Below are 24,150 nucleotides of genomic sequence, written 5' to 3'. Positions count from 1 at the left end.
GCCTCGTGCGGCTTCGTGATCGGTGTCGCCGTATCCATCGCCAAGGTAAGCCCCTGAGTCTCCGTCCCTGCCGGGCGTAGCCGATCGAGACGTTCCCCCTCCGAGAAGCCCCGGCAGGGACGGGCGGGACTGATCAAGGCACGCTGCCGGATCCAGCCCGCCCGCGTGCGCGGCGTCATCCCGTCCGATGGCGGCAATAAGTTGCTGCTTTGCGCAATCGTGCAGCTACTATCTCGGCAGCCACACTTCTCATCTTCGACGGGATGGACGGACGCATCGGGCTGCTGATGGTCCGTGCGCGATATCTGCGGGCGCACTGCCCGGTTGGCCGGAGGATGCCGACATGACCAGCGTGAAGAGCTTCTCCGTCTCGGGCTACGGCCCCGAGCGTCCCAGGTGGATCCGGCTCTTCGCCCGCGACTCACTGGTCCGCCGGCTGGACTGGCCGATACTGCTGGCCGCCCTTGCTCTCTCACTCATCGGCTCGCTGCTGGTCTACTCGGCGACCCGCAACCGCACCGCGATCAACCAGGGCGACCCGCACTTCTTCCTCGTCCGGCACCTGATGAACCTCGGCATCGGGTTCGTCCTGATGATCGGCACGATCTGGCTGGGTCACCGCGCCCTGCGCAATGCGGTGCCGATGCTCTACGGCCTCTCCGTCTTCGGGGTGCTGCTGGTACTCACGCCGCTCGGTGCCACGATCAACGGCAACCGCAACTGGATCGTGCTGGGGGGCGGCTTCTCCCTCCAGCCGTCCGAGTTCGTGAAGGTCACGATCATCCTGAGCATGGCGATGCTGCTCGCGGCCCAGGTCGACGCGGGTGACAAGAAGTATCCCGACAACCGTGCCGTGATCCAGGCCCTGGGCCTGGCCGCCGTGCCGATCATGGTCGTTCTGATGATGCCCGACCTCGGTTCGACGATGGTCATGACGGTCACGATCCTGGGCGTGCTCCTCGCCTCGGGTGCCTCCAACCGCTGGATCTTCGGCCTGCTCACCGTCGGCATCCTCGGTTCCATCGCCGTGTGGCAGCTGCACATCCTGGACCAGTACCAGATCAACCGCTTCGCGGCCTTCGCCGACCCCAACCTGGACCCCTCCGGAGTCGGCTACAACACCAACCAGGCTCGCATCGCCATCGGCTCGGGTGGCCTGACGGGTGAGGGATTGTTCCACGGCGCGCAGACCACCGGGCAGTTCGTTCCGGAACAGCAGACGGACTTCGTGTTCACGGTCGCCGGCGAGGAGCTGGGCTTCGTGGGCGCCGGTTTCATCATTTTTCTGATCGGCGTCGTCCTGTGGCGTGCCTGCCGTATCGCCCGTGAGACGACCGAGCTGTACAGCACGATAGTCGCCGCGGGCATCGTCGCCTGGTTCTCCTTCCAGTCCTTCGAAAACATCGGCATGTCGCTCGGCATCATGCCGGTGGCGGGCATTCCGCTGCCGTTCGTCTCCTACGGCGGTTCGTCGATGTTCTCGGTGTGGGTGGCCGTCGGACTACTGCAGTCGATCAAGGTCCAGCGGCCCATGCAGGCGTAGCAGGGAGTTCCGCCAAAGCCCACGTCCGCGAACTCGGCCTCGATCGTCCGGAGCGCCTCCGCGTACCCAGGCTCAGGCCCGATCCGTCAGCTCCTCCGCATACACCTGCGACAACGGCTGCGGGCCGACGTACTGCTGGCAGTTGCACTGCCCGGCCTCGTAGCGCAACGGCTTCTTGTTCTCGTCCCAGGCCATGGGGATCTCCACGCGTTCGTGGCACCGGCCCTGTTTGTCGTGCTTGGCCAGGTGGTGTGTACACCCACACACGGGTTCCGGCGTCCGGTGGGCCGCTTCGAGTGCGAGACGCTCCTGCTTCGCGACTTCCATCAGTTCCAGCTTCCGCTCATGCCGGTTCTTCAACGCGGTACGAACGGTGTCGGCGGCCCACCCGAAGCCACCCGTCCCGAAGACGATCAGCACCCACCAGTACGAGCCCATCATCACCCTTCCCCCTGTACGGCCGTTCACGGTCAGGCCGCCTGCGCCGTCGGTGGTGGTCATGTGTCCACCGGAGCGCCTTGATCAGGATAGGCGTCACGAGGGCCGACCGCTTGGCGGCGCCGACTCGTTGAAGGAGATGAGCCGACCGCATTGTCTCCGGCACTGTCGTCGACAGGGAGGGAGCCCTCCCCGCGCTAGCGAAAGGGTCCGAGACACGTCGGAGCCACCGAGCGACCTCCGGAGCCTCGTACTGCCGCGGGAGGAATGGGTGCGCTCCCGCTTGAGTGGTGCGCCGACCATAAGAATCGGGGGGAGCCTTCGATGGATCGGGCCGGCCTTGCCTTCCTGACCGTGTTCGGCCTGGCGTGGTGGCTTGCGGGCGCGAGTGCCCCGGGCGGGTCGCTGCTGCCGGTGGCGGCTCTGGCGTGTGGTGCCGTCGCGGCGGGTGTCTGGCGCACGGGACGTGGCCTGCGTCGCCCGGGTGGTGGTCCGCTTCCCGACGACGTGCGCCGCCGCTTCGCCGGGATCAATGTGTTGCAGTGGACAGTCATCAGTGTGGTGACTGCCATCGCTGTGATGAGCGGCGTTCCCAGGCTCATCCCGGGCCTGATCGCCCTCGTCGTCGGCCTGCACTTCCTGCCGCTTGCCGTGCTCTTCCGACAGCCGCGGTTTCACCTGACCGGTGCTTTGATGGTCGCTGTCGGGGTGGCAGGCTGCGCCGTCGATCTCGCCGCGAGATCGGCCGCCGCCGCCCGGACGATCGTTGGTATCGGTGCAGCCGTCGTCCTGTGGGGAACCGCGTGCCTGGACCGCCACAGGACGAGCGGGCCGGCGGACCGACCGGAGTCGCAGCGATCGGCCGCAGCGTCGTGAGGGTTTGCCCGAAGGTGGCCACCAGGGCCGCGCTGGGCAGCGCATCCCTGGCGATTCCTCCTTCTCAGACGTTGACCCCGAAGTCGGCCGCGATCCCGCGCAGGCCCGAGGCGTAGCCCTGGCCGACCGCCCGGAACTTCCATTCCCCGCCGTACCGGTACAGCTCGCCGAAGACCATCGCGGTTTCGGTGGAGGCGTCCTCGGACAGGTCGTAGCGGGCGATCTCCTGGCCGCCCGCCTGGTTGGCCACCCTGATGTAGGCGTTGCCCACCTGGCCGAAGCTCTGCCCGCGTGTGTCCGCCTCGTGGATGGAGACCGGGAAGACGATCCTGTCCACGTCGGCGGGTACGGCGGCGAGGTTGACCTTGATCACCTCGTCGTCGCCCTCGCCCTCACCGGTGAGGTTGTCGCCAGTGTGTTCGACCGAGCCGTCGGGGCTGCGTAGGTTGTTGTAGAAGATGAAGTGCTGGTCGGTGGCCACCTTGCCGGACGCGTTCAGCAGCAGCGCGGAGGCATCCAGGTCGTAGTCCGCGCCCGTGGTGGTACGCACGTCCCACCCCAGACCGATCTCCACCGCGGTGAGGCCCGGCGCTTCCTTGCTCAGCGACACGTTGCCGCCCTTGGCCAGGGAAATACCCACGACTCGTCCCCTCAGTTCTGGGCTGCCCTTACGGTCACCAGATGCAACGAAGGGTGCCCTGCCATAGTTCCTATGGTTGCGCAACGCCTAAAGTATTTCCGGCGTGGGTGCCGCATGGGGCGGGCCGGGCGAGGCGAAGGCGAGGGCATCGGATGTTCCCCAACATCAGCGCCTTGGATCTCCTGACGCTGGGGATCCTGGTGGTACTGCTCTTCGGCCCGGACAAGCTGCCGGAGATCATCCAGAACGTGGTCGGGTTCGTGCGTAAGGTGCGGGAGTTCTCCGAGAGCGCCAAGCAGCAGGTCCGCTCTGAACTTGGTCCGCAGTTCAAGGACTTCGAGTTCGAGGATCTGCATCCCAAGACGTTCATCCGCAAGCATGTTTTCGATGGCGAGGGCCTCGGGATGGACGAGATCCGTGGCGCGCTGGACCCGAGGGCGGAGCTGTCGGAAGTCGCCGACGCGGTGCGCGGTGCGGCGAGGGCCGAAGAGAACACGGCGCCGACGACCGGGGGCCGGACGCCCTTGTCGAAGGAGGCAGCGGCCGGACCGGACACGTGCACGGCGTTCGATCCTGACGCCACCTGAGCGGCGACTGCGAAGCAGCCGTTCCGTCCAGCAGCCCGTATGGGCCGCGTGGCGCGGCTTCTGGGTGCTGAGCGAGCCGCTGTGGGTGACGTCCTCGTGCGATCAGCACCTGACGAGCCGACGACGAGGGGCTCAGCGCGCTCTGCGCCTGTCGGTGGCCGGACGCGCTGCGCTTGTGTCGTTGGGAACAGCCCTCAGGACGCGGTCGACGGGCTTGGTCGAGGGCGGCGTCGTATCCTCGATTGAAGCGCTGGTGGACCGCGTGGCGCCCTCGCCCTCCGGGGTCTTGGCCTCGGGCTTGAGGATGCGCATCGACCTGCCCAGCCCTCGGTTCGTGTCGGGCAGCTTCTTGGAACCGAACACCAGGATGATGACGATGGCCACGATCAGCAGCTGCCAGGGTTCCAGCCCGTTACCAAGCATCCGACCCCCATCTCTTCGCCGAACAGCTCCTTCTCCGGGCGGCGGCGCAGACCGGGCAGCGCAGCATACCCTCTGTCATAATTGCCACGTTGCGCAACTGTACAACCATTGGGTAGAGCCAGTCGTCCTCTTTGTATGAAGCGGACGGATGGGGGCGCCCGGATGACCACGACCAGGGATGGCAGGACAGCGCGGGGCCGCAAGCGCGGCCCGTGGCGAATAATGCTGCTCATCGCGCTGGTCGTCGTGGTGATCGGCGCGGTGGGCCTGGGCTGGATCTACCTGAAGCTGAACAGCAGCATCCACACCTTCGACGCGGGCGGCTTGTCCAGGCACCGTCCCGCGGCCGGCCCGTCCAGGAGCGAGAACGTACTGGTCATCGGAACAGATGCGCGCAACAACGGCAACAGCTCACTCGGCGGCGGCGATACGAACGATATCGGCCGTTCCGATACCGCGATCCTGCTGCACATCTACGCCGACCACCGGCACGCCCTCGCCGTCTCCATCCCGCGCGACACCCTGGTGACCATCCCGCCGTGCAGACTGCCGGACGGCTCCTGGACGAAGACGCAGACCGACGCCATGTTCAACTCGGCGTTCTCCGTCGGGCAGACGGACAAGGGCGATCCGGCCTGCACCCAGAACACCGTCGAACAGCTCACCGGCCTGCGTGTCGACCACGCCGTGGTCGTGGACTTCAAGGGCTTCGCCGCACTGACCAGCGCGGTCGGCGGGGTGCAGGTCTGCCTGCCGCAGGACGTCTACGAGAAGGACCTCGACCCCAACCGCGCCACGCGGGGCAGCCTGCTGTTCAAGAAGGGCGAGCAGACGGTCTCCGGACAGCAGGCCCTGGACTACGTCCGCATACGGCACGGTCTCGGTGACGGCTCCGACATAGGGCGGATCAAACGGCAGCAAGCCTTCCTCTCCAGCCTCGTCAAGAAGGTCAAGAGCGACGGGATCACCCCCACCAACCTGCTGCCGCTGGCCGACGCCGCCACGAAGTCACTCACGGTCGACCCCGGACTGGGCACGGCGAACAAGCTGCTCTCCTTCGCCATGTCGCTGAAGGACATCGACCTGCACAACACGAAGTTCGTCACCCTCCCCTGGCGGTACGCCGGCGAACGTGTCGCCGTCGTCGAGCCGGATGCCTCCGATCTGTGGGCGGCACTCAAGGCGGACCGCACCATCGACGGCAAGGACGCCGACGGAAGGAAGCAGGCCCAGGACCACGCATCCGCATCGCCCAGCGCCACCGGGAACGTGTCGGGCACTGGTATCAGCGTCGCCGTCTACAACGGCACCACCATCGGCAGCCTCACGTCCAAGGCCGTCTCGTCACTCACGGAGCACGGTTTCACTGTCACCGGCACCGCGACGTCGGGCAGCCAGGACGACTCCACCACCGTCATCGAGTACGGCACCTACCTGAAGTCACAAGCCGAGTCGGTGGCCCGGCTCTTTCCCGGCGCCCGGCTCGATTTCATCGGCGGATCGAGCATCAACGTGGTCCTGGGCAGCTCTTACGCCGCAGCGGGTTCTTCCGCCCCGACGACCCCGACCGCCGTGCCCAGCTCGGTGACGGCTGACGCCCGCTCGGCGGACGACGACCTGTGCTCCAACCTGTCGTACGGTTCGGGTGGTTGACGAGGCGGTTACGCGGTTACGCGAGCGTGAAGTAGGCGAGGCTGCCGAGTCCGGCCACGGAGCAGTAGATGGCGAACGGGATGAGGGTGCGGTTCTCGAAGTAGCGGACGAGGAAGCGCGTGGCGAGGTAAGCCGCCACGAACGCGGCCACGCTTCCCGCCAGCAGCGGACCGCGCAGGCCGTCGCCCTGCGAACCGAGCAGCGGCGGCAGCTTCAGCAGCGCGGCTCCGCCGATCACCGGCGTGGCGAGCAGGAACGCGAAGCGCGCGGAGTCCTCGTGGCCCAGGCCCTTGAAAATGCCCGCGCTGATGGTCGAGCCCGAGCGGCTGATGCCGGGGAAGAGGGCGAGGATCTGGGCGGCGCCGATCGTCACGGCCTGGCGGATGGTCATCCGGGTGATCCGCAGATCCGACTGCTCCTCCTCCGACAGATGCTCCTCGCCTGGGGCGACTGCGGCCCCGGCCCGCCTGCGGCCGGTCCCACCGCGCCGCAGCTGCTCTGTGACAAAGAGGACGATGCCGTTGAGCGCCAGGAAGATCGCCGTCGGGACGGGCTTGCCGAGCGTCGTACGGAACACCTTGTCGAGCGCGACACCGGCGACCGCGACCGGGACACACGCGGTGACGATCAGCCAGGCGAGCCGCTGGTCAACAGTCTCGATCCGGCGCTGCGTGATGGACGTCGCGAGGCCCCGGATGACGCGGACCCAGTCGCGCCAGAAGTAGACGACCAGCGCGAGCGCCGTGGCCAGATGGAGACCGACAAGCTCATTGAGGTAGAGGGACCCGTCGGCGGAGACGTCCAGATCGTGCTTCCAGTGCCCGCCCAGGAGAGCTGGTATCAGGATGCTGTGCCCCAGGCTGGAGACGGGGAACAGCTCGGTGACGCCTTGCAGCAGGCCGACGCCCACGGCTTCGGGATAGGTCAGAACAGACATTGACTGGCCTTTGACTCGACATGCACGCGAGGCCGGAGCCGCAGGCACCGGTCACAGCGACTCTGGCAGGCAGAAGCTACTACACGCGGGCAAAATGCAGGCCACATCGGGAATCGGCGTCTCACCGCCTTCTTCCCGGCTGGGATGGTCCGACGAGCTGGCCGGACATCAGCTGGAGGACGAGGGCGACGGCGGGGGTCATCGATGTGGTAGATCTGCCGCCGGCCCTCCCGGCGGCAGGGGACTAGACCCGCGTGCCCACTCAGTGCGGGCGCCATCGGACACCCGGACCGAACGGCCGCACGCCGGAAGGCGCGGTGAGCCGGCGGAATTCGCCGTGCTCTAGATATGCGCGGAGCCGAAGCGCCTCACCGCCCCTATTGGTTGCTATATTGCGCAAATGTGGAACTTCGGGGCGATATGAGCCATACCTTCCGCACATGGCTTACCAAGAACCCGGCACAGGAGGGGCCCGCGCATGCCCATCAGCCACCAGGCACCGGCGCGGCGGCAGCACGGCCACCGCGTGACCGCGCCTCCTCCGTCCCACCGCACGCGCTCACGGACTCCCGTACGCAAGCGCAGGCGTGACAGCCGGCTCCGGAGGCTGGCCATGAGCGGCCTCTCTCTGCTGATCCTGGTCACTGCGGGGCTCGGCTGGATCCATGTGACCCTGAACGGGAGCATCAAGACCTTCGACAGTGACGGCCTCTCCAGCAACCGTCCCAGAGCGACGGGCAGAGGGGAGAACGTCCTCGTCATCGGCTCCGACGGACGCGTCAACGGCAACAACGCGCTGGGCGGCGGGAGCAAGCACGACGTCGGCCGCTCCGACACTGCGCTCCTCCTGCACATCTATGCCGACCACCGGCACGCCCTCGCCGTGTCGATCCCCCGTGATGCGCTGGTCACGATCCCGCCCTGCCAACTCCCGGACGGATCCTGGACGCAGACACGGGCCAACGCCATGTTCAACGCGGCCTATTCCGTCGGCGAGACCGCGAGGGGCAACCCCGCCTGCACCCAGAACACCGTCGAACAGCTCACCGGGTTGCGCGTGGACCACACGATCGTCATCGACTTCAAAGGCTTCGCACAGATGACTGAGGCCGTCGGCGGGGTGCCCGCGTGCGTGCCGCAGGACATCTACCAGAAGGATCTCAGCCCGGGCCGCGTCACCCGCGGCCGGCTTCTCCTCCACAAGGGCGAGCAGACACTGTCCGGGAAACAAGCCCTGGACTACGTGCGGATGCGGCACGGCATCGGGGACGGCTCCGACATCGGGCGCATCAAGCGGCAGCAGGCGTTCGTGGCCGGCCTGATCAAGAAGGTGAAGAGCGCCGGGCTCACTCCGGCCAACCTGCTGCCCCTGGCGGAAGCCGCCACCAAGTCGCTGACCGTCGACTCCGGTCTGGGAACGGCGGACAAGCTGATCTCTTTCGTCATGTCGCTGAGGGACATCGACCTGCACAACACCAAGTTCGTCACCGTCCCGTGGCGCTACGACCGCGCCCGCGTCGCCCTTGTCCATCCGGACGCCGACAAGTTGTGGGCGGCACTGCAGGCCGACCGCCCCATTGATGACAGGAACACCGGCATGGCCGGGCCCGAAAGCCGGGCAACCAGCCACCCGCCGAGCGCTGAGCCGGTGGTCTGGGGAAACGGGATCACCGTGGTGGTCTACAACGCCACCCACACCAGCGGACTCGCCTCCACCGCGGCGCGCACACTGACCCGCCATGGCTTCGCCGTTGCCGGCACCGGCAACACCACCCGCCGGGGCCAGACCGTCACGCTCATCCAGTACGCCCCGCCCCTCAGGACCCAGGCAAAGCAAGTCGCTCGGCTCTTTCCCGGCGCCCAACTGCAAGCTCTCACCGGAGGAGGCATCACCGTGATCCTGGGGCAGACCTACGCCGCCTCCGCCAGCCCGGCCTCACCCCCGCACACGCCGGTGACCTCGAACACCCGCTCCGCGGACGACTCCCCCTGCTCCGACCTCTCGTACGGATGACGGGGTGCGGAACCCAGTGACGACCAGCTTGCCGAGGCGAATCTCACCCGCAGGGCATGAGTGAGGCGGAACCTTCGACGCCACGTATCACGTTGTCCCCAGAGGCCGAACCCGGAAGGGTGCCGAGCCTGGCGTTGCGACACGCGACGTGACCACGCGGGCACACAACGGATCCGGCACCTGTGAGCCGAGACCGGCCGGGTGAGGAGCGGCACGGATGTTTGCTAGATTGCGCAACCACGCAATCGAGGTGCAACCCCACTTCATCCGACGGGCCGGCCGCAGAACACTGGCCGCACCCCGCGAGGGTCTGCTGGGCCCGACCGTTCCTGGGAGTGTGACATGAGTGACCTGCGGGACGGCTCCACCGGCCGCGCCACACGCCACCGCACCGCCCAGGTGCCCCGCCAGCGCACCGACAAGCCCGCAGACGGGCGCCCGCCCGGCGGCCGGGCGGCGGCACGGGCCGCGTCCCGGTCCTCCGGCCGTGGAAACTCACGCCGCCGCGTCCGGCCGACGCGCCGGGGCAGGCGGGTCCTGCGGATCGCCGGGACATGCCTGGCCGTCCTGGTCCTGGTGACGGCCGGCGCCGGCTGGTGGTTCTACGAGCACCTGAACGGCAACATCAACAGCATCGCGCTCGACGGCAAGGGCGGCAGCGAAAAGGCGGACGCCTTCGGCCGCACGCCGATCAACATCCTGGTGATGGGATCGGACGGCCGCACCAGCGCCGCCGACTGCGCGCTCGGCGGCGGCTGCTCCAAGACCGGCGTGCAGACCGGCAACGGCAACGCCGACGTGGAGATGGTCGTCCACATAGCCGCCGACCGCTCCAACGCCACCGTGATGAGCATCCCTCGCGACACCATGACCAACGTGCCGGCCTGCACCGACCCCACGTCGAAGCAGTCCACGTCCGGCTACTACGGCCAGATCAACAGCGCTCTCTCATACGGCCCGGCCTGCCAGGTGGCCACCATCCACCAGCTCACCGGCATCCCCATCGACCACTTCGTCAAGCTCGACTTCTCCGGCGTAGTCAGCATGTCCGACGCGGTCGGCGGCGTCGACGTGTGCGTCAGCGACAACGTCTACGACACCTACTCGCACCTGAAACTGTCCAAGGGCGACCACACCCTCAAGGGCGTCGCGGCCCTGGAGTTCGTCCGCTCCCGGCACGGCTTCGGCGACGGCAGCGACCTCGGCCGTACCGTCTCCCAGCACCTGTTCCTCGGCGCGATGATCCGCAAGTTCAAGAGTGCCGGCACCCTCACCGACCCCACGAAGGTCTACGACCTCGCCGATGCCGCGACCAAGGCCCTCACCGTCGATGACGGCCTGGGCAGCGTCAGCAAGCTGGTGGGGCTGGCCTCCGACCTGGACAAGGTTCCCTCCAAGCGGATCACGTTCGCCACCATGCAGACCGCCCCCGATCCGAACAACAAGGACCGGGTCGTCCCGGGTGCGGGAGCGAAGTCGCTGTTCGCGAGCATCGCCAACGACCAGTCGCTGACGACCGGTTCGGGCAAGAAGTCCGCAGCGGCCTCCCCCACCGCCCAGGCCGTCGCCCCCTCCCAGATCGCCGTGACCATCGAGAACGGCACCACCGTCGGCGGCCGTGCCTCCGAGCTGGCCGGCGCCCTGACCGACAAGGGCTTCAGCCAGGACACCACCACGGCCAACGCCCCTGCCACCGCGGCCACCACCACCCTCACCTACGGCACCGGGCAGAAGCCGGAAGCCCAGGCGGTGGCCAGTGCCCTGGGCCTGCCCTCCTCGCACCTCAAGCAGGGCAGCGGCAGCGGCTTGTCGCTGGTCATCGGCAGCGACTGGCCGAGTGGCACCAGCTACCCCAGCAACAGCGGCAGTGCAGGCACTTCCTCCCCCGCCCCCGCCGACACCCACGCCGCGGTCTCCAACGCCCACGCCCAGACAGCCGACCAGTCCAAGAGCTGCGCCCAGGTCAGTCCCTACAGGACCGTCTCCCTCAACGGCGTCAGCATGACCCCCGCCCAGGCATACGCCGCTGCCCGCAGCCAGCCCGACTCCGACGCCTGAAACCACTCATCGCCACAAGTGTTCATCTCGCCACTCTTAGCGAACACATCATCGCTTGCGCAATGATGGAACCGTCCATTGAGGCGATGGGGGAGGACCGGGGCCGTGCGGGAGACGACTACCGCGGAAGGCGTGCTCGAGGAACTGGCGCGAGGATGTCCACTGCCGCCGCATGACGAGGCGCGGGGCGCGTATCAGCCGGTCGAGGTGTACGACGAGGCCGGGTGGCCGTGGCCGGGATCCGTCACCGGATGGTGGACGAGCCCCGAAGGCGTCACCGCCTGCCGACTGCGGCTGTCAGGCGTGGCGACTCCGCGATGGGTCCTGTACGACACGGACCGGATCATCCTGCGGGTTCAGAGCGGCACGTAGACCACTGTCAGTCGGTCTGTCAGAGATGGCGGCTCGGATCAGCGACCTGGCGACTTCCCCGTTCCGCGCCGCCTGCTTCCTCCAGGCGCCCCAGCAGGAACGGCACGACACCACGCTCAAGCAGAGCCAGTTCCCACTCTTTCCGCGCCCTTGTCAGCTCCGGCGCTGTACCGTCCAGCGCACCCCTCTGACCGTCCGATCGATTGCGTGCCGCCGCCACGAGCACGTAGATGAAGTCCCCGATCAGCCCGCCTGCGGTCACAGCGGCGGCGATCAGCCCGGCAGTGATCAGTCCGCCGCTGATGTAGGGGCGCCCTCCGAACACCCGCAGGCCGTACCCGATCACGAGGAAGACAGCCGCCGAAACGGCCGCCAGACTGGGCACGAGCACCGCCAGCACCGGAAGCAGCCCGCCACTGCCTTGGGCCTCGGCCCCCTGGGCACCGCTCGCATCCTGCTGCCCACTCGTCGCGGCCGCCACTGCCCTGGCTTGGAGGAACGTCCGGTACTCGATGGCTGCGGCGCCGGCGATCTCGGCCCGCGCCTGGAGCGCCCGAGTACGCAGCTGCTCACGGTTGAGAACCGCGCCGGAGCGCCCCAGCGCCTCCGTGACCTGCTGCGACTTCAGGGCCTCGTCCAAGACGCGCCCGAACGTCACGTCGATCTCGGCCTCAGAAGATTCAGGTCCCTGCATCTGTCCCCCGCGCATCAGAGCGTCACCGTCCACAACCTCTGCGGATCGACCACATCGACGTACAACCGAAGGATTGAGTTTATTAGTTCCCCGATTGCGCAACTGTTAAAGGACTGGGGGTCCTCCCACTGCCGTTGATCTGGAGTCCCGATGCCGGAATCCCCCACCCCCAAGCCGCACATCCGCGGGCTTCGAGAAGCCGCACGCCACCGTGTGCTGCGCCTGCTGCATCGACGCAAGCGACGCACACACCATGTCGCCCAGGACCCGGCTCACGCCGTCGTCCGACTCTCTGGAGAGATCACATCCAAGAACGCCGGCCGTGTCGCCGACAACCTGCGCAATACCCTCCGCCCGACTCCCCGCACTCTGGAGATCGACCTCCAACGGGTCACCTTCCTTGACAGAGAGGGCGGCAAGGCGTTCCTCCCCGTGCTGCGTGCCGCCCAACAACACGGCACCAAGGTGATCGTCACCCACGCAAGCGCCCAGGCCCGCAACACATTCGAGCGACTGGGTCTGACCCACCTGCTCGACAACCGCGAAGGAACCATGCCGGACGGCGAGTAATGCCAGACGAGCGCCTGATGGCACGTGCCGTGGCTCAATCTGCCGGGGTCACTGCAGGACCCCGACCGCGCGCGCGATGACCAGCGCCAGGGTCAGCAGCGAGATCGTGGACTGGGCGGACATCAGCAGTTTCGCCCAGCGGGACAGCGGCATGGTGTCGGTGGGGCTGAAAGCCGTGGCGTTGGTGAGGGCCACATAGAGGTAGTCCATGTACTGCGGTTCCCAGTCGTCGGGGGCGATGCCCTCTTGCTGCATCTGAGGGAAAAGGAAGTCCGGGTGCTGGTGCGTGCCCAGGGCGCGGGCCACCGGTCCGCCCCGGTCCCACTCCCAGTACCAGAGGCTGAAGGCGATGATGTTGGTCAGCCAGATGCCGCCGCCGGTCGTCAGCAGAGCCGCGGCGTTGGAGCCCTCGGTGCCGTGCAGCAGGTCGCGTACCAGGATGACGGCGGACCAGCCGTTGGCGAGACTGACCGCGGCGGCCAGCAGCAGGCCCAGTGCGCGCAGCAGACGAGAGTGGTACTCGATCCGCCGGTGCGGATGAGCCACCCACAGCGCCGCCATCATGCCCAGTTCAAGGGCGGGCAGCAGCCAGTGTGGGTGGATGCTGAGTCGTTCCGGCAGCATCCACTGCACCCAGACGGCAACCAGCAGCGCGGCCATCACCGCCCAGCGCTGCTCGCCCCGGGTGTGCCGCTGCCATGCGGGACGCTGGGACTCGGGTGTCTGCTCGGCCGGAGCGAGCAGGCCCTCGATCCGTTCCAGGCGGATGTGCAGGAGCTCGGTCCAGTGCTCGGGGCCAGGGTGCGGGTTGTCATGGGTGGTCATGGGCCCATTCTCGACAGACCCTTGCTGCATTACGCAAGCAAGCAACTAGTTCGATCGCCCAGGAGCCGGGCGCACAGCGCCTGTACCAGCTGCCGGGCGCCGGACAAGGCACCGTCCCGAGCCAGGAACCCTGGGACGTTCGACCAGCTGCGTTGAAGGCCGAGTTCAGCGCGGGTTCTGTCCGAACCGCGCTGTGATCCACGCGGCGCCACGCTCGGCCAGTGCCCGTCTGCGTCCCCACCGTGACCGCCGCACACCAACGGACGAGGAGCGGGCGTGCGGTGGCGAAGCCGCCAGATCGGCGAGACGGCCGGCAGCCCGCGCCAGTTCCGTCTGCAGCCTTCGGCGGCGTTCGGAAGAACTCGCCCTCAATAACGCCGAATAGAGTCCCTCGACCTCGGCCACGGCAGCGCCCAGCCGCAGGTTCGCCTCACGCACTCGCCTGTAGTCCCCGCGCGGCATGCACGCCCTTCCTTCCCCCGATACCGGGGGCGGGCCCCCCGCTGAACTTCGATTATTGCGCAACTCCGCAAGCCAGGAGCCTCAGGATGCCTCTACCGCCTTTCCCGCCTCGGCCCAGTTCGCATGCAGCCGGTCCAGGTACGAGCGGGCCTGGCTGTCCGGGGTCGCGCCGCGGGCGAAGGCGAGCATGTTGCCCGCGCCGGTGTTGTACCCGAGGGCCAGCAGGTCGTTCCTCTTGTAGGGGGCGGTCCAGTGGGCCGGCAGCTGGACCGACAGGTCGTGCAGGTACCAGGCTTCGGCTTCGACGGCGAGGTCACGGTCGTCCGGCAGTTCCTCCCAGCGGCGGCCTGCGAAGTCCCGGCCCTTCTTGACCTCGTCGAAGGTGGCGCGGTGCATGTTGGCGATGCCGAAGGCCGCATCCGGCTTGTACTTCTGCCAGGCCCGTTCGAACGACGGGTCATGTGGCTTGTACGCCTCGTTGTAGAGGATCGCCATCACCAACTGGGCGCTGACACCGGCCTGTCGGGCCCGGGTACGGACCGAGGCGGCGTAGTCGGCGGGGTCGTACGACGAGGTCGCCGACGACAGGGACGGGGCGGTGGAGCCAGCCGACGGGGTCGATGGGGAGGCGGACGCCTTCCCGTGAGGTGGTGGATCGCCCTGCGGGGTGTGGGCCGCGCGCACGATGACGTACACGACCAGGGCGAAGACCAGCACGAGCAGCCACCGTCGGCGCTTGGGGGCCCCGGACTCTGTCATGGCGCGCCTTCCTCGTACCCCGCCTTCGGTCGACAGCCTTGTACAGCAGGGAGACTAAGACGGGCGTGAACCGGCGCCGGGCTCCGACGATCGACTGGGTCGGCCCACCGGAGCAGAACCGCTGCCGCCACCGCGCTCGAAGCGCGCCCTGGCCGCCAGTAGACCTGCGGCGTAGAGGATCAGGACAGCGGTGAGCAGCAGGTAGTACACGGGCGACAGGGCGGTCAGGCCGAGCATCGGGCCCAGCGGTGAGGGGGGAAGCGCCAGGCCGATGACGGCAAGGGCCAGTGCCGCCGAGGCGACCGGGCCCGGTCGGCGGAACTCGGCCGTACGGCGGCCGGCGCGCAGCAGCACCATCACCAGGGCCTGCGTGATCAGGTTCTCCGTGAACCACCCGGAGTGGAACACCGCCTCGTCGACCCCTGTCCCCTGCCCGTGCATCGCGAGGGCGAGGACACCGAAGGTGGCCAGGTCGGCGACGGCGTTGAGCACACCGAAGCCGGTGATGAAGCCCAGCAGCTCCCTCGGGTCCAGCACGGTCGGCCGGCGCAGGGCGGCGGGGGCGGGCCGGTCGTGGGCGAACGTGAGCTGGGCGGCGTCGAAGCACAGGTTCTGGAGCAGGACCTGGGCCGGGAGCATTGGCAGGAAGGGCAGCAGCAGACCGGCGGAGAGCATGGCGAGGACGTTGCCGAGGTTGGACGAGAGCGTGGTGCGCAGGTAGGTGACGATGTTGCCGCCCGCGTGTCGGCCCGCGGCGACGGCGTGCGCGATCGCGGTGAGGTCCTTCTCGGCGAGCACCACGTCCGCGGCTTCCCGGGCGACGTCGGCGGCATTGCGGGGGGCGATGCCGACGTCGGCGGCGCGCAGCGCGGGCAGGTCGTTGACCCCGTCGCCGAGGAAGCCGACGGTGTGTCCGGCGGTGCGCACGGCCGCGATGATCCGAGCCTTGTGTTCCGGGGTGCAGCGCGCGAAGACGGTCGTACGGGCGGCGACCGCGGCGAGTTCGGCGTCCATGAGGAGGTCGATGACGTCGGCGGTGAGCACGGCGTCATGGGTCACGATGATTCCCAGATCGAGGCAAGCGCGGACCGCCGTTCCCGGATGGTCCCCCGTGAGGATCTTGACGGTGACACCCCGGTCGGTGAGGACCTTCAGGGCGTCGGCGGCGGTGGGCGCGAGCGCGTCCCGCAGGGTGATCAGGCCCCGCAAGGTCAGCCCATGTGCATCGGTCAGCGTGTAGCCGCGACGCAGGGAGGATCGCTCCGCGGTGGCGACCGCCAGGACGCGCACCCCGCCGTCGGCCTGCCGAGCGGCGAGGGCGCGCAGCCGTTCCCGCTCGTCGTCCGGGACGGCGCAGCGGTCCAGTACGGCCTCGACATCTCCCTTGACGACCAGGGTGTGCATGCCGAGGCGGCCGGGGGTGCGCACGACCGCCACGGAGACTCGGTGGTCCGGGGCGAAGGGCACGGCCGCGACCCCGTCGTACGCCGTGAGCGTGTCCTCGTCGACGGCGTCCAGAATCGCCTCGTCGAGGGCGTCGGGTTCGGGCAGGTCGGCGAGCTGAAGGGTCCACCAGGCGTTGACGGCGGCCCAGTGCAGGACCTCGGGGGCGTCCAGCCCGTCCGGGCCGAGGGCGCGGTCGGCGACGGGCCGGTCTTGGGTGAGGGTGCCGGTCTTGTCCAGGCACAGCACGTCGACGGCGCCGACGTCGTGCAGGGCCGGCAGGCGCTTGACGATCACGCCGTGCGTGCGGGCCAGCAGCGAGGCCCCACGGGCGAGGCAGAGGGTGACGAGGACCGGCAGCATCTCCGGGGTCAGCCCGACCGCGACCGCCACGGCGAACGGCAGTGTCTCCAGGCCGCGGTCGCGCAGCGCCGCGTTCGCCATCAGCACCAGCGGCGGGGTGAGCAGCATGAACCGGATCAGGATCCAGGAGATGCCATGGACCGAACGGTCGAAGGCGCTCGCCTCCGGCCGGCCGGCCCTGCGCTCGTGCGCCGCCGCGAACCGGGTGTGCGCGCCGGTCGCGGTGACGACCGCGGTGGCACTGCCGGAGGCCACGCTGCTGCCCTGGAAACAGAGCTGCGGCTGCTGGAACAGCCCGCCGCAGGCCGAGCGAGGCAGGTCGTCGGCGGATTTGACGACGGGTGCGGACTCTCCGGTCAGCGCGGCCTGGTGCACGGTCAGGCCGCTCGCCCGCAGCAGGCGTACGTCCGCCGGCACCAGGTCGCCCGGCCCCAGCCGGATCACATCTCCCGGCACCAGCTCGACCACGGGGAGCTCACGGGTCGCCGGAGCTGCCTCCTCGTCGGCCCGCCGGAGCACGGTGGCGGTGGTGGCGACCAGCTCGCGCAGTGCGGCCGTGGACCGGTCGGCCCTGTGCTCCCCAGAGGCCCGCAGGACGCAGCTCACCACGACGAGCAGCAGGATCACCGAGGCGGTGCTCCAGGCGAGGACGGCCGCCGAGACCAGCCCGAGACAGGCCAGCACCGCGGTGAACGGGTCCCGCAGGCTCCTCAGGAACAGCCGTGGCCAGGAGGCCGCGCGCCAGGCGGGCCCAGTGTTCTCCCCCAGCCGGGCCAGCCGCTCCTCGGCCTGTGCCTCGGTCAGCCCGCGCGGCCCGCTGTCCAGCCGCCGCAAGGTCTCCAACACGGTCGGCGCGGACAGATCCGGCGAAGCCCCTCCTCCGGGGGCGCATACGGCCGACGGGCCAGGCGGCTCGGCGTCCTGCCCCGGGGCCGCGGTGGTCTCAGCCACCGGTCCCGCGCAGCTCGCGCACCGGCGCGAGGGCATGCTGCGAACGTGCCGTCAGCTGCCCGACCATCACCCGCACCACGGTGACGACCTCCGGGTCACCGACGTAGTACACCTGCCGTCGGCCCTCGCGGCGGGAGTTCACGAGCCCGGCCAGCTTCAGCTTGGCCAGATGCTGGCTGACGGCGGGCAGCGCTCCGCCGACCCGGTCGGCGAGATGCGTGACGTCACTCTCGCCCTGCGACAGCGCCCACATCAGATGCAGCCGGGCTGCCGAGGCGAGCAGTCCAAAGGCCGCGGCTGCCTGGGTGAGAACCTCGGCGGACGGATCCTCGAAACCACTGACGTTCCCCGTCACAGTCCTCTCCCGTCCAGCCCTCTACACAGCCGACACCCGTGTGCCCACTCAGTGTAGGCGGCCGAATGCCGGACATTCCCGCACCGAGAGGGCAGTGGATCAGTCCTCGTAGTAGTTGTTGACCACCACGTCCGGCTCGTCGTCGTCGAACGCCTCGTTCAGCAGTGCGCCGCCGACGAGACCTGCCGCACCGGCACCGATGAGCGCGCCCGCACCGAACCGGCGGCCACCGCCCTGCGGCTGGTGGTCATAGTGGTCCTGGTACGGCTGTCCGTACCCCTGCTGCGGATAACCCTGCGGTGCCGTCGCCTGCGGATACCCCTGCTGCGGGGGCGCGTAGAACGGCGGCGCCGTGGTCAGCACCCGCTGGGCACAGCCGCCGCACGCCTGCACCGGCCGGGGCACGCCCCACTGCGGGGACCAGGTCACAGTCGTCATGCCCGGACCGTGGTTGGGGTCGAAGAAGCACGACACGGAAGAACTCCCTGAGGATTGCGGGGATCCCGCCAGTGTCGAGGTGGGTGCGGAGACGACGGTCAGCGGCGGTGCCGTGGGCGTCGGCGGCGCGTACGTAGGTGTGCTCACCGGCGGCGGGGTGACCGGGACCGGATCGGCCGGGGCAGTCTCGCGCAGGACGTCCACCCCGTAGTCGGTGGCGATGCCGGCGAGACCGGAGGTGTAGCCCTGGCCGACGGCGCGGAACTTCCACTCCGCGCCGTGCCGGTACAGCTCGCCGAAGACCAACGCGGTCTCCCTCGACAGGCCGCCGGCCGCGAGGTCATAGCGGACCAGTTCAGTGCCGCTGTCCCGGTCGAGGACGCGGATGTGTGCCCGGTGCACCTGCCCGAAGGTCTGGCCGCGGGAAACCCCCTCGTAGAGGGACACCGGGAAGGCGATCGTCTCGACCTGGGCGGAGACCCGCGTGAGGTCGACATGGATCTGCTGGTCGTCCGCGCCCGCGGGGCTGCCACTGCCGGCGTGGTGGACCGAACCATCGGGGCTGGTCAGGTTGTTGAAGAAAACGAAATGCTCCTCGGACAGCACCTTGCCCGACTGGTCGCACAACAGCGCGCTGGCGTCCAGTTCATAGCCGGTGCCCGCCTGCCAGCCCAGCCCGACCGTCACCGCAGTCAGGCCGGGAGCCTGCTTGCTGAGCGACACGTTGCCGCCCTTGGTCAGGGACACACTCATGCACGTCCTCCGCAGCTGCTTCCGCTTCCCGTCGTAATCAACGTGAACCTAAGCCTTCCAGTTCCCGGCTTGCGCAATGTCATGAGCCAGTGACAGCACCACAACGGCTCATCACCAGTCACCACAAGCGCTGGCCGGTCCTCGCATCGATCCATAGGCTTGCGCAAACAAGCAATCCGAAGCACCGGTGTCCGGCGGACCCCGGCCGACCCGACCCGACTGGAGGACAACGAAGTGGGCATCATCGGCTGGATCATCCTCGGCCTGTTCGCCGGAGGGATCGCCAAGATCCTGCTGCCCGGCCGGGACCCGGGCGGGCTGATCGGCACCACTCTCATCGGAATCGCGGGATCCTTCATCGGCGGCTGGCTCTCCGCCCACTTCCTCCACCGCTCGGTCGAGAAGCACTTCTTCGACCTCTACACATGGGGCGCAGCGATCGCCGGATCCTTGGTGCTGCTCATCGGTTACCGCATCCTTTTCGGCAACTCCCGAGACTGACCCGAGCGCCGAGAGTGCCGGTCACAGATGGCTGGCAATCGCAGGCAGCAGATCCCGGAACGTACGCCCGGCGCCAGGCTCACCGATGGCCTTCAACTGCCAGCCATTTCCATCGGCGGCGTGCTGTACGAACTGCTCACCGGCTGGCCCCTGTTCCGTGGTGCCAGCTCGCTGGCCGTGGTGCAGCAACACGTCGACGGGGTGCCATCGCCGCCCGCCCGACTGCACCCGGGATACCGCAGCAACTCTCCGACTACTGCTCGCCAAGGACCCGGCCCACAGCCGAGCAGGTGGCCTGCTGGCTTGCCGCATACGAACGGACACCGAGTCCGCCCGGTCCGGGCGGCACCACCACCATGCCCGCGCCTTCCATCGCTCCCGCTCTCGGTCCGCGGACCTGTCAACCCGAAGTGCGGCGCACTCCAGTCCGCGCGGCCGCCGCAAACTGGCCGCCCAGGCCACTCTCTGCGGCATGGAGCTGGCCCTTGGTACGTCGATGAATTCCGTCGAGGATGCCCCCCTCCCCGCCGTCTTCTCCCGCCCCGGTAACGACCAGCTCCATACCGGCAGCCCGGGTACCGTCCCCGACAGTGCCTTCCGCCACTCCGGCCGTCACCGCGCCGTCGGACGACCTGGGCAACGAAAGCAAGGACAAGCACGGCGCTGGAAGAGGCAAGGGACGGTACGTCCACGGCTGAGCCGCCCGATACGAACGGCGCACTCGTCCGCAGGGTTGCCCTCAAATGCGCCAGCCACCCAGCCCGGCGTGTCGCTGGGCGTTTTTGGTTACAGCCGCAGGAGCTGCGGTCGAGGTGTCAAGGTCGTCTACTCGCCGGGCAATGACGGACGCATGTCCACCGGACAGCGGCCGCCACTGACAGCATCGCTGGTGTGCACCTGCAATGCCCCTCTCCGTACAACTCCTCGCGGCAAGACATCCGACACGCGGCAGCGCACTGAACGGCACTCCCGCCCCCACAGACCGACGGCGTGCCCAAAGCGTGCCCATAAGGGCGGACAACCACGGTCAACACCGGTGCGAAACCGCCTCCGCGGCACACGCCAGATAGCACATTTACGCAGGTCAGCGCATACAAGCACGTACAAGCGCCTTCGCTTCCCAAGCTGAGGGCGCTGGGCGGTGACCACCCTGGTTGTGCGGCGGGGCTGTCGTCACACTGCCGCGCAATGCCTGGCACTCTGGCGAAGAGGCAGAGCCGGCCGATGAACTCCCGGTAGCTCTCAGGGGCCTCGTAGCCCTTGCTGGGCGGGTCGATCCTCTGCTGCCAAGGGCCGTCGTGAGCCAGGAACTGGGCTGCCCGGCCAGCGTCGAGCAGCAGCGTGCCGAGGCCATGCCTGGTCGTAGTCGAGGTCGAGGCAGAGCAGGTAGCGGTCGAAGTAAGCGACCAGAAGGTCGGCGTCGGCAGGGGTGGCGAAGATGGCGAGCATGACGCAGTACGCCTGTCCCGCGTAGAATCCTTCGCTGGCGACCAGGAGTTCGCCGAGACGTCCGCGGAACTCCCTTCTGCCAGCAACGGCAATGAGCCAGGCTGCCGTCTTACGCTCGCGCCATCCCCCATCAAGCAGAATGCCCAGTTCACGGGGGCTTATCTGACTGGCGGCCTTGCCCAGCTTCCGCGCGAACGTGACTCGGTCCAATCGACGCAGCAAGTGGGCGGACACGATCGGTTGACCGGCGCTTGACGTCATGCCCGTGTGCGAGCGTCGGGGTCGCGGCCGACGCGCCAAGTGGGATCACGGTGACCACCGCGACGCCATGGATCGGCCTATCCGTCCGGATCACTCGCGATGCGCACGCGCCGGCGACACCTGCGGCCCCCAGGGACCGCTCCCCCGGCCGGGGACCTCATTCCTCAAGCCCTTCGGGAAGCGAGGCCATCACCATGTCCGACACCACTATCAACGACCAGTTGACGAGGCTGTCCCCCGCCGTCAGCCACGTCTACACCCAACTCGTCGCCTTCACCGACCCCTGTAGGGTGCCGAAACTCACGTATCGCTGCTGACCAGGAACTTTGCGAGGGTCGACAGTCCTGACAGGCTCGGACTGCATGGCGTTGCGCATGCTCTACCTGATCTTCATTCGGCTCCTCGGACTGATCCTGCTCCTCTCCTGTGCCGACCGGGCGAGGGACGTAGAACTGCTCGCGCTGCGCCATGAGAATGCGGCGCTGCGTCGGCGGCTCGGCGTCCGACCGCGGCTGACCTGGCCGGAGCGTGCGGTCCTCGCCGCTCTCGCTCGGCACCTGCCCGGCAGGCTCCGCCGACACCGCCTGGTCACCCCCGGCACACTGCTGTCCTGGCACCGATTCCTGATCCGCTGGAAGTGGCGGCAGGAACCCGCACGGACCGGGCGGCCGCCGATATCCAAGCAGGTCACCGCTCTGATCCTGCGCCTGGCACGCGAGAACCCGACCTGGGGCTCGACCCGCATCCAGGGCGAACTGCGTCGGCTCGGGTACCGGGTCGGTGCCTCCACCGTCCGCCGTATCCTGCGTTCCGCCGGACTCGGGCCAGCACCCCGACGCGGCCCCAACACCGCGCCTACTGGCGCGAGTTCCTGTGCGCCCAGGCCTCCGGCCTACTCGCAGCCAACTTCTTCCACGTCGATACCGCGGGCTTGACCAGGCTCTACGCCTTCGCCGTCATGGAGGTCGGCACCCGCACCGTGCACATCCTCGGCGTGACCGCCCACCCAACGGCGGCCTGGGCCACCCAGTTCGCCAGAAGCCTCCTGGCCGATCTCGGCGATCGGGTCTCCGGCTTCCGTTACCTGCTGCGCGACCGGGACAGCCGTTACACCCAGGCCTTCGACGCCGTGTTCACCAGCGAGAACATCGAGATTCTCAAGACCGCACCGCAGGCGCCGAGGATGAACGCCCACGTCGAGCGGTTCATCCGCAGCGTCCGCGCCGAGTGCACCGACCGGATCCTGATCTACAACGAGCAACACGGCCGACGCGTCCTCGCCGAGTACGCGGCGCACCACAACACGGGAAGGCCGCACCGGGCACTGGATCTCCGGGCGCCTTGCGACGACCCGACGTCATACCGTTCCCGGCCCAGCACATCCAGCGCCACGACATCCTCGGCGGACTGATTCGCGAGTACCGCGACACCGCCTGAAAAAGATCCCGGCTGCGCAGGCGAACGCCCAGCTCACAAGGCGTACGGCACTATTGGCACCCTACAGGGCTGCTCGGACAGGTCGAGGGCCGCACCGTAGCTGACGTCCTCGCCAACGGCCGAGGGGCCGTTGGCCTCGTCGAACCGGATGACGCGGCCGTCCTGGGTGATGAACTCGTAGACGTGGTGCAGAGTGGTGGTGACCGAGCTGTGCCCGCCGCAACCGCTGGTCCTCGTGTACGACCGCAGACAGCGCGCATGAGCCGTCACGCCCTCGTCTCAGGCCTGGCCGATCTGCATAGCGGCGGAAGCGGGTGTACACCGCCTTCCACGGGCCGGCAGGTCGCGCCAGGCGCCGCACCACCGGCAAGGGCGGCGGTCGGCGCCGACGCGCCAGTGATCCGGAATGGAAAGCCAGGCGACGCCTCCTGCGCAACCGCTAGGACCTCAGCGACGAACAGTTCGCCACCATGTGGAACACGCTCCTGGGCGACGGGGTGATCGAGCAGACGCTGCTGACAGCCTGGATCGCCAAGGAGAACTTGCGCGCAGCCCGTTGATGAGGCCGCCGAGTAGTTGAGTGCGGCGGACGCGGCCCCCCTCCTCGCCCTGGCCCGCACCGGAGCCGATCGCCACGAAATCGGCCACGCCCGCTGGAAGTTCCTCGTCTGGTGCGCGGACTCCGACATCTCCGAAGCCCGCCAGCTCGCCACCACCTCGACCCCTGGTGGCCCGAGATCGCCGCGTTCATCGACACCGGATGCAGCAACGCCAAGAGCGAAGGGAGCAACCGCGTGATCAAGCTCGTCGCCCGCAACGCGTTCGGCTTCCGCAACGCCGACAACCAACGACTACGGACACGCTGTGTCCCCACCCGCCGAGCCCGCGGACACCTCCGTACCGCTCAACTTTGAAGACCCAGCAAAGCGGTCCACCGACGAAGTCGGTGGACCGCTTTGCTGGGTCGAACTTAGGGTGCGCTAGGCGGAATGTGGGCCGTTGAGGCTCGCAGGCACCTGTGCCACAGTCAGCACACCCGAGAAGGATTTCTCCAACACAACTCGATCACCAGGGGAGTAGATCCAGAATTCTGGCTTAGATTCCGCAATCTCTGAAAGGTGAGACCGAGTGGAATCGAACTCCATCTCTACGGTCGGAATTGCCAGACTCCCCCAGAAGAAGATAAGGTTACCGGCACTCGGGGCATACTCTTCGAGTATCCGACAGAAGTCGATGGAGTCTGAATCCGCCGAGTAAAGCACGACCTCACGGGTTACCGAGCCCCAAACGATCGCACCGTCGGATCCGCGAGGGAAGGCACGCAGACTTTTACGCTCGTACTCGAGAT

Annotated in this window: 25 protein-coding genes and 1 pseudogene; 13 read left to right on the top strand and 13 right to left on the bottom strand. The window is 68.3% G+C overall.

All coding sequences use genetic code 11. From position 1 onward, the window contains the following. Positions 1-343 precede the first annotated feature (343 nt). The gene (gene rodA / locus ACWDEN_RS13220; RefSeq protein WP_450858899.1) at positions 344-1,543 is read left to right on the top strand and encodes a rod shape-determining protein RodA; all 1,200 of its coding nucleotides are present in this window, start codon (positions 344-346) and stop codon (positions 1,541-1,543) included. 72 nt (positions 1,544-1,615) lie between these two features. On the opposite strand, the gene ACWDEN_RS13215 is transcribed toward rodA, so the two are convergent. Further along, positions 1,616-1,981, bottom strand: coding sequence for a hypothetical protein (locus tag ACWDEN_RS13215; RefSeq protein ID WP_450858931.1), 366 nt, complete (start codon positions 1,979-1,981; stop codon positions 1,616-1,618). A gap of 324 nt (positions 1,982-2,305) precedes the next feature. Between ACWDEN_RS13215 and ACWDEN_RS13210 the strand changes: the two genes are divergently transcribed. Beyond that, complete coding sequence (locus tag ACWDEN_RS13210; protein WP_450858897.1) at positions 2,306-2,857, top strand: hypothetical protein; 552 nt, start codon at positions 2,306-2,308, stop codon at positions 2,855-2,857. Positions 2,858-2,921: 64 nt separating this feature from the next. Here the strand turns inward: ACWDEN_RS13210 and ACWDEN_RS13205 are convergent, their stop codons facing one another. Next, positions 2,922-3,497, bottom strand: a complete 576-nt coding sequence (locus ACWDEN_RS13205; protein ID WP_450858895.1) for a TerD family protein — start codon at positions 3,495-3,497, stop codon at positions 2,922-2,924. 152 nt (positions 3,498-3,649) lie between these two features. On the opposite strand from ACWDEN_RS13205, the gene ACWDEN_RS13200 reads away from it, so the two are divergent. Further along, positions 3,650-4,084: a sec-independent translocase gene (locus tag ACWDEN_RS13200; protein WP_450858893.1), complete on the top strand. Its 435-nt coding sequence runs from the start codon at positions 3,650-3,652 to the stop codon at positions 4,082-4,084. A 132-nt stretch (positions 4,085-4,216) separates the two neighbouring features. Here the strand turns inward: ACWDEN_RS13200 and ACWDEN_RS13195 are convergent, their stop codons facing one another. Next, on the bottom strand, positions 4,217-4,507 hold the full coding sequence (locus ACWDEN_RS13195; protein ID WP_351619182.1) for a Sec-independent protein translocase subunit TatA: 291 nt from the start codon (positions 4,505-4,507) through the stop codon (positions 4,217-4,219). 135 nt (positions 4,508-4,642) lie between these two features. On the opposite strand from ACWDEN_RS13195, the gene ACWDEN_RS13190 reads away from it, so the two are divergent. Then, positions 4,643-6,160 carry an LCP family glycopolymer transferase gene (locus ACWDEN_RS13190; RefSeq protein WP_450858891.1) on the top strand — a complete coding sequence of 506 codons (1,518 nt, stop codon included), beginning with the start codon at positions 4,643-4,645 and terminating at the stop codon, positions 6,158-6,160. A gap of 16 nt (positions 6,161-6,176) precedes the next feature. Here the strand turns inward: ACWDEN_RS13190 and ACWDEN_RS13185 are convergent, their stop codons facing one another. Next, positions 6,177-7,097, bottom strand: coding sequence for an undecaprenyl-diphosphate phosphatase (locus tag ACWDEN_RS13185; RefSeq protein WP_351619177.1), 921 nt, complete (start codon positions 7,095-7,097; stop codon positions 6,177-6,179). Between the two features lie 478 nt (positions 7,098-7,575). Between ACWDEN_RS13185 and ACWDEN_RS13180 the strand changes: the two genes are divergently transcribed. From ACWDEN_RS13180 to ACWDEN_RS13170, 3 genes are all read left to right on the top strand, one after another. Continuing rightward, positions 7,576-9,111, top strand: coding sequence for an LCP family protein (locus tag ACWDEN_RS13180; protein WP_450858889.1), 1,536 nt, complete (start codon positions 7,576-7,578; stop codon positions 9,109-9,111). A 342-nt stretch (positions 9,112-9,453) separates the two neighbouring features. After that, entirely contained in the window at positions 9,454-11,169 is a 1,716-nt protein-coding gene (locus ACWDEN_RS13175; protein ID WP_450858887.1) for an LCP family protein, read from the top strand. A gap of 105 nt (positions 11,170-11,274) precedes the next feature. Beyond that, positions 11,275-11,541 carry a hypothetical protein gene (locus ACWDEN_RS13170; RefSeq protein ID WP_351619170.1) on the top strand — a complete coding sequence of 89 codons (267 nt, stop codon included), beginning with the start codon at positions 11,275-11,277 and terminating at the stop codon, positions 11,539-11,541. Between the two features lie 19 nt (positions 11,542-11,560). Here ACWDEN_RS13170 and ACWDEN_RS13165 read toward each other — a convergent pair whose 3' ends face one another. After that, positions 11,561-12,250 (bottom strand): hypothetical protein, encoded by a 690-nt coding sequence (locus ACWDEN_RS13165; RefSeq protein ID WP_351619169.1) that lies wholly within the window; start codon positions 12,248-12,250, stop codon positions 11,561-11,563. Positions 12,251-12,385: 135 nt separating this feature from the next. Here ACWDEN_RS13165 and ACWDEN_RS13160 point away from each other — a divergent pair, with 135 nt between their 5' ends. After that, positions 12,386-12,805, top strand: a complete 420-nt coding sequence (locus ACWDEN_RS13160; RefSeq protein WP_351619167.1) for an STAS domain-containing protein — start codon at positions 12,386-12,388, stop codon at positions 12,803-12,805. A gap of 48 nt (positions 12,806-12,853) precedes the next feature. Here ACWDEN_RS13160 and ACWDEN_RS13155 read toward each other — a convergent pair whose 3' ends face one another. From ACWDEN_RS13155 to ACWDEN_RS13135, 5 genes are all read right to left on the bottom strand, one after another. After that, complete coding sequence (locus ACWDEN_RS13155; RefSeq protein WP_351619165.1) at positions 12,854-13,630, bottom strand: hypothetical protein; 777 nt, start codon at positions 13,628-13,630, stop codon at positions 12,854-12,856. 543 nt (positions 13,631-14,173) lie between these two features. Continuing rightward, positions 14,174-14,851, bottom strand: coding sequence for a lytic transglycosylase domain-containing protein (locus tag ACWDEN_RS13150; RefSeq protein ID WP_351619163.1), 678 nt, complete (start codon positions 14,849-14,851; stop codon positions 14,174-14,176). Between the two features lie 54 nt (positions 14,852-14,905). Continuing rightward, positions 14,906-17,608: a magnesium-translocating P-type ATPase gene (gene mgtA, locus ACWDEN_RS13145; RefSeq protein ID WP_450858884.1), complete on the bottom strand. Its 2,703-nt coding sequence runs from the start codon at positions 17,606-17,608 to the stop codon at positions 14,906-14,908. Next, positions 17,601-17,963, bottom strand: coding sequence for an ArsR/SmtB family transcription factor (locus ACWDEN_RS13140; RefSeq protein ID WP_351622376.1), 363 nt, complete (start codon positions 17,961-17,963; stop codon positions 17,601-17,603). The genes mgtA and ACWDEN_RS13140 overlap by 8 nt, the downstream gene beginning before the upstream one ends. 99 nt (positions 17,964-18,062) lie before the next feature. Next, entirely contained in the window at positions 18,063-19,154 is a 1,092-nt protein-coding gene (locus ACWDEN_RS13135; RefSeq protein ID WP_450858881.1) for a TerD family protein, read from the bottom strand. Positions 19,155-19,388: 234 nt separating this feature from the next. On the opposite strand from ACWDEN_RS13135, the gene ACWDEN_RS13130 reads away from it, so the two are divergent. Continuing rightward, on the top strand, positions 19,389-19,655 hold the full coding sequence (locus ACWDEN_RS13130) for a GlsB/YeaQ/YmgE family stress response membrane protein (RefSeq protein ID WP_069779704.1): 267 nt from the start codon (positions 19,389-19,391) through the stop codon (positions 19,653-19,655). Positions 19,656-19,676: 21 nt separating this feature from the next. Here the strand turns inward: ACWDEN_RS13130 and ACWDEN_RS13125 are convergent. Then, positions 19,677-19,766, bottom strand: a pseudogene (locus tag ACWDEN_RS13125) (TerD family protein); the annotation flags it as partial. 1,131 nt (positions 19,767-20,897) lie between these two features. Further along, a complete protein-coding gene (locus tag ACWDEN_RS13120) occupies positions 20,898-21,365 on the bottom strand; it encodes a DUF6000 family protein (protein ID WP_450858879.1) in 468 nt (155 codons plus the stop codon). A gap of 194 nt (positions 21,366-21,559) precedes the next feature. On the opposite strand from ACWDEN_RS13120, the gene ACWDEN_RS13115 reads away from it, so the two are divergent. From ACWDEN_RS13115 to ACWDEN_RS13105, 3 genes are read left to right on the top strand one after another with little or no spacing between them, the layout of a single operon-like run. Further along, entirely contained in the window at positions 21,560-21,682 is a 123-nt protein-coding gene (locus ACWDEN_RS13115; protein WP_450858877.1) for a hypothetical protein, read from the top strand. 45 nt (positions 21,683-21,727) lie between these two features. Next, positions 21,728-22,300: a helix-turn-helix domain-containing protein gene (locus tag ACWDEN_RS13110; protein WP_450858875.1), complete on the top strand. Its 573-nt coding sequence runs from the start codon at positions 21,728-21,730 to the stop codon at positions 22,298-22,300. After that, a complete protein-coding gene (locus ACWDEN_RS13105) occupies positions 22,297-22,776 on the top strand; it encodes an integrase core domain-containing protein (protein WP_450858873.1) in 480 nt (159 codons plus the stop codon). Before ACWDEN_RS13110 ends, ACWDEN_RS13105 begins: the two co-directional genes overlap by 4 nt. A 59-nt stretch (positions 22,777-22,835) precedes the next feature. Here the strand turns inward: ACWDEN_RS13105 and ACWDEN_RS13100 are convergent, their stop codons facing one another. After that, positions 22,836-23,072 (bottom strand): hypothetical protein, encoded by a 237-nt coding sequence (locus ACWDEN_RS13100; RefSeq protein WP_450858871.1) that lies wholly within the window; start codon positions 23,070-23,072, stop codon positions 22,836-22,838. A gap of 401 nt (positions 23,073-23,473) precedes the next feature. Here ACWDEN_RS13100 and ACWDEN_RS13095 point away from each other — a divergent pair, with 401 nt between their 5' ends. Further along, entirely contained in the window at positions 23,474-23,716 is a 243-nt protein-coding gene (locus tag ACWDEN_RS13095) for a transposase (RefSeq protein ID WP_450858869.1), read from the top strand. Positions 23,717-24,150 lie beyond the last annotated feature (434 nt).

This window comes from Streptomyces sp. NPDC001153, assembly GCF_053598315.1.
Note: the sequence above shows the minus strand (reverse complement) of the source record. Positions and strands in the feature narration are given on the sequence as shown.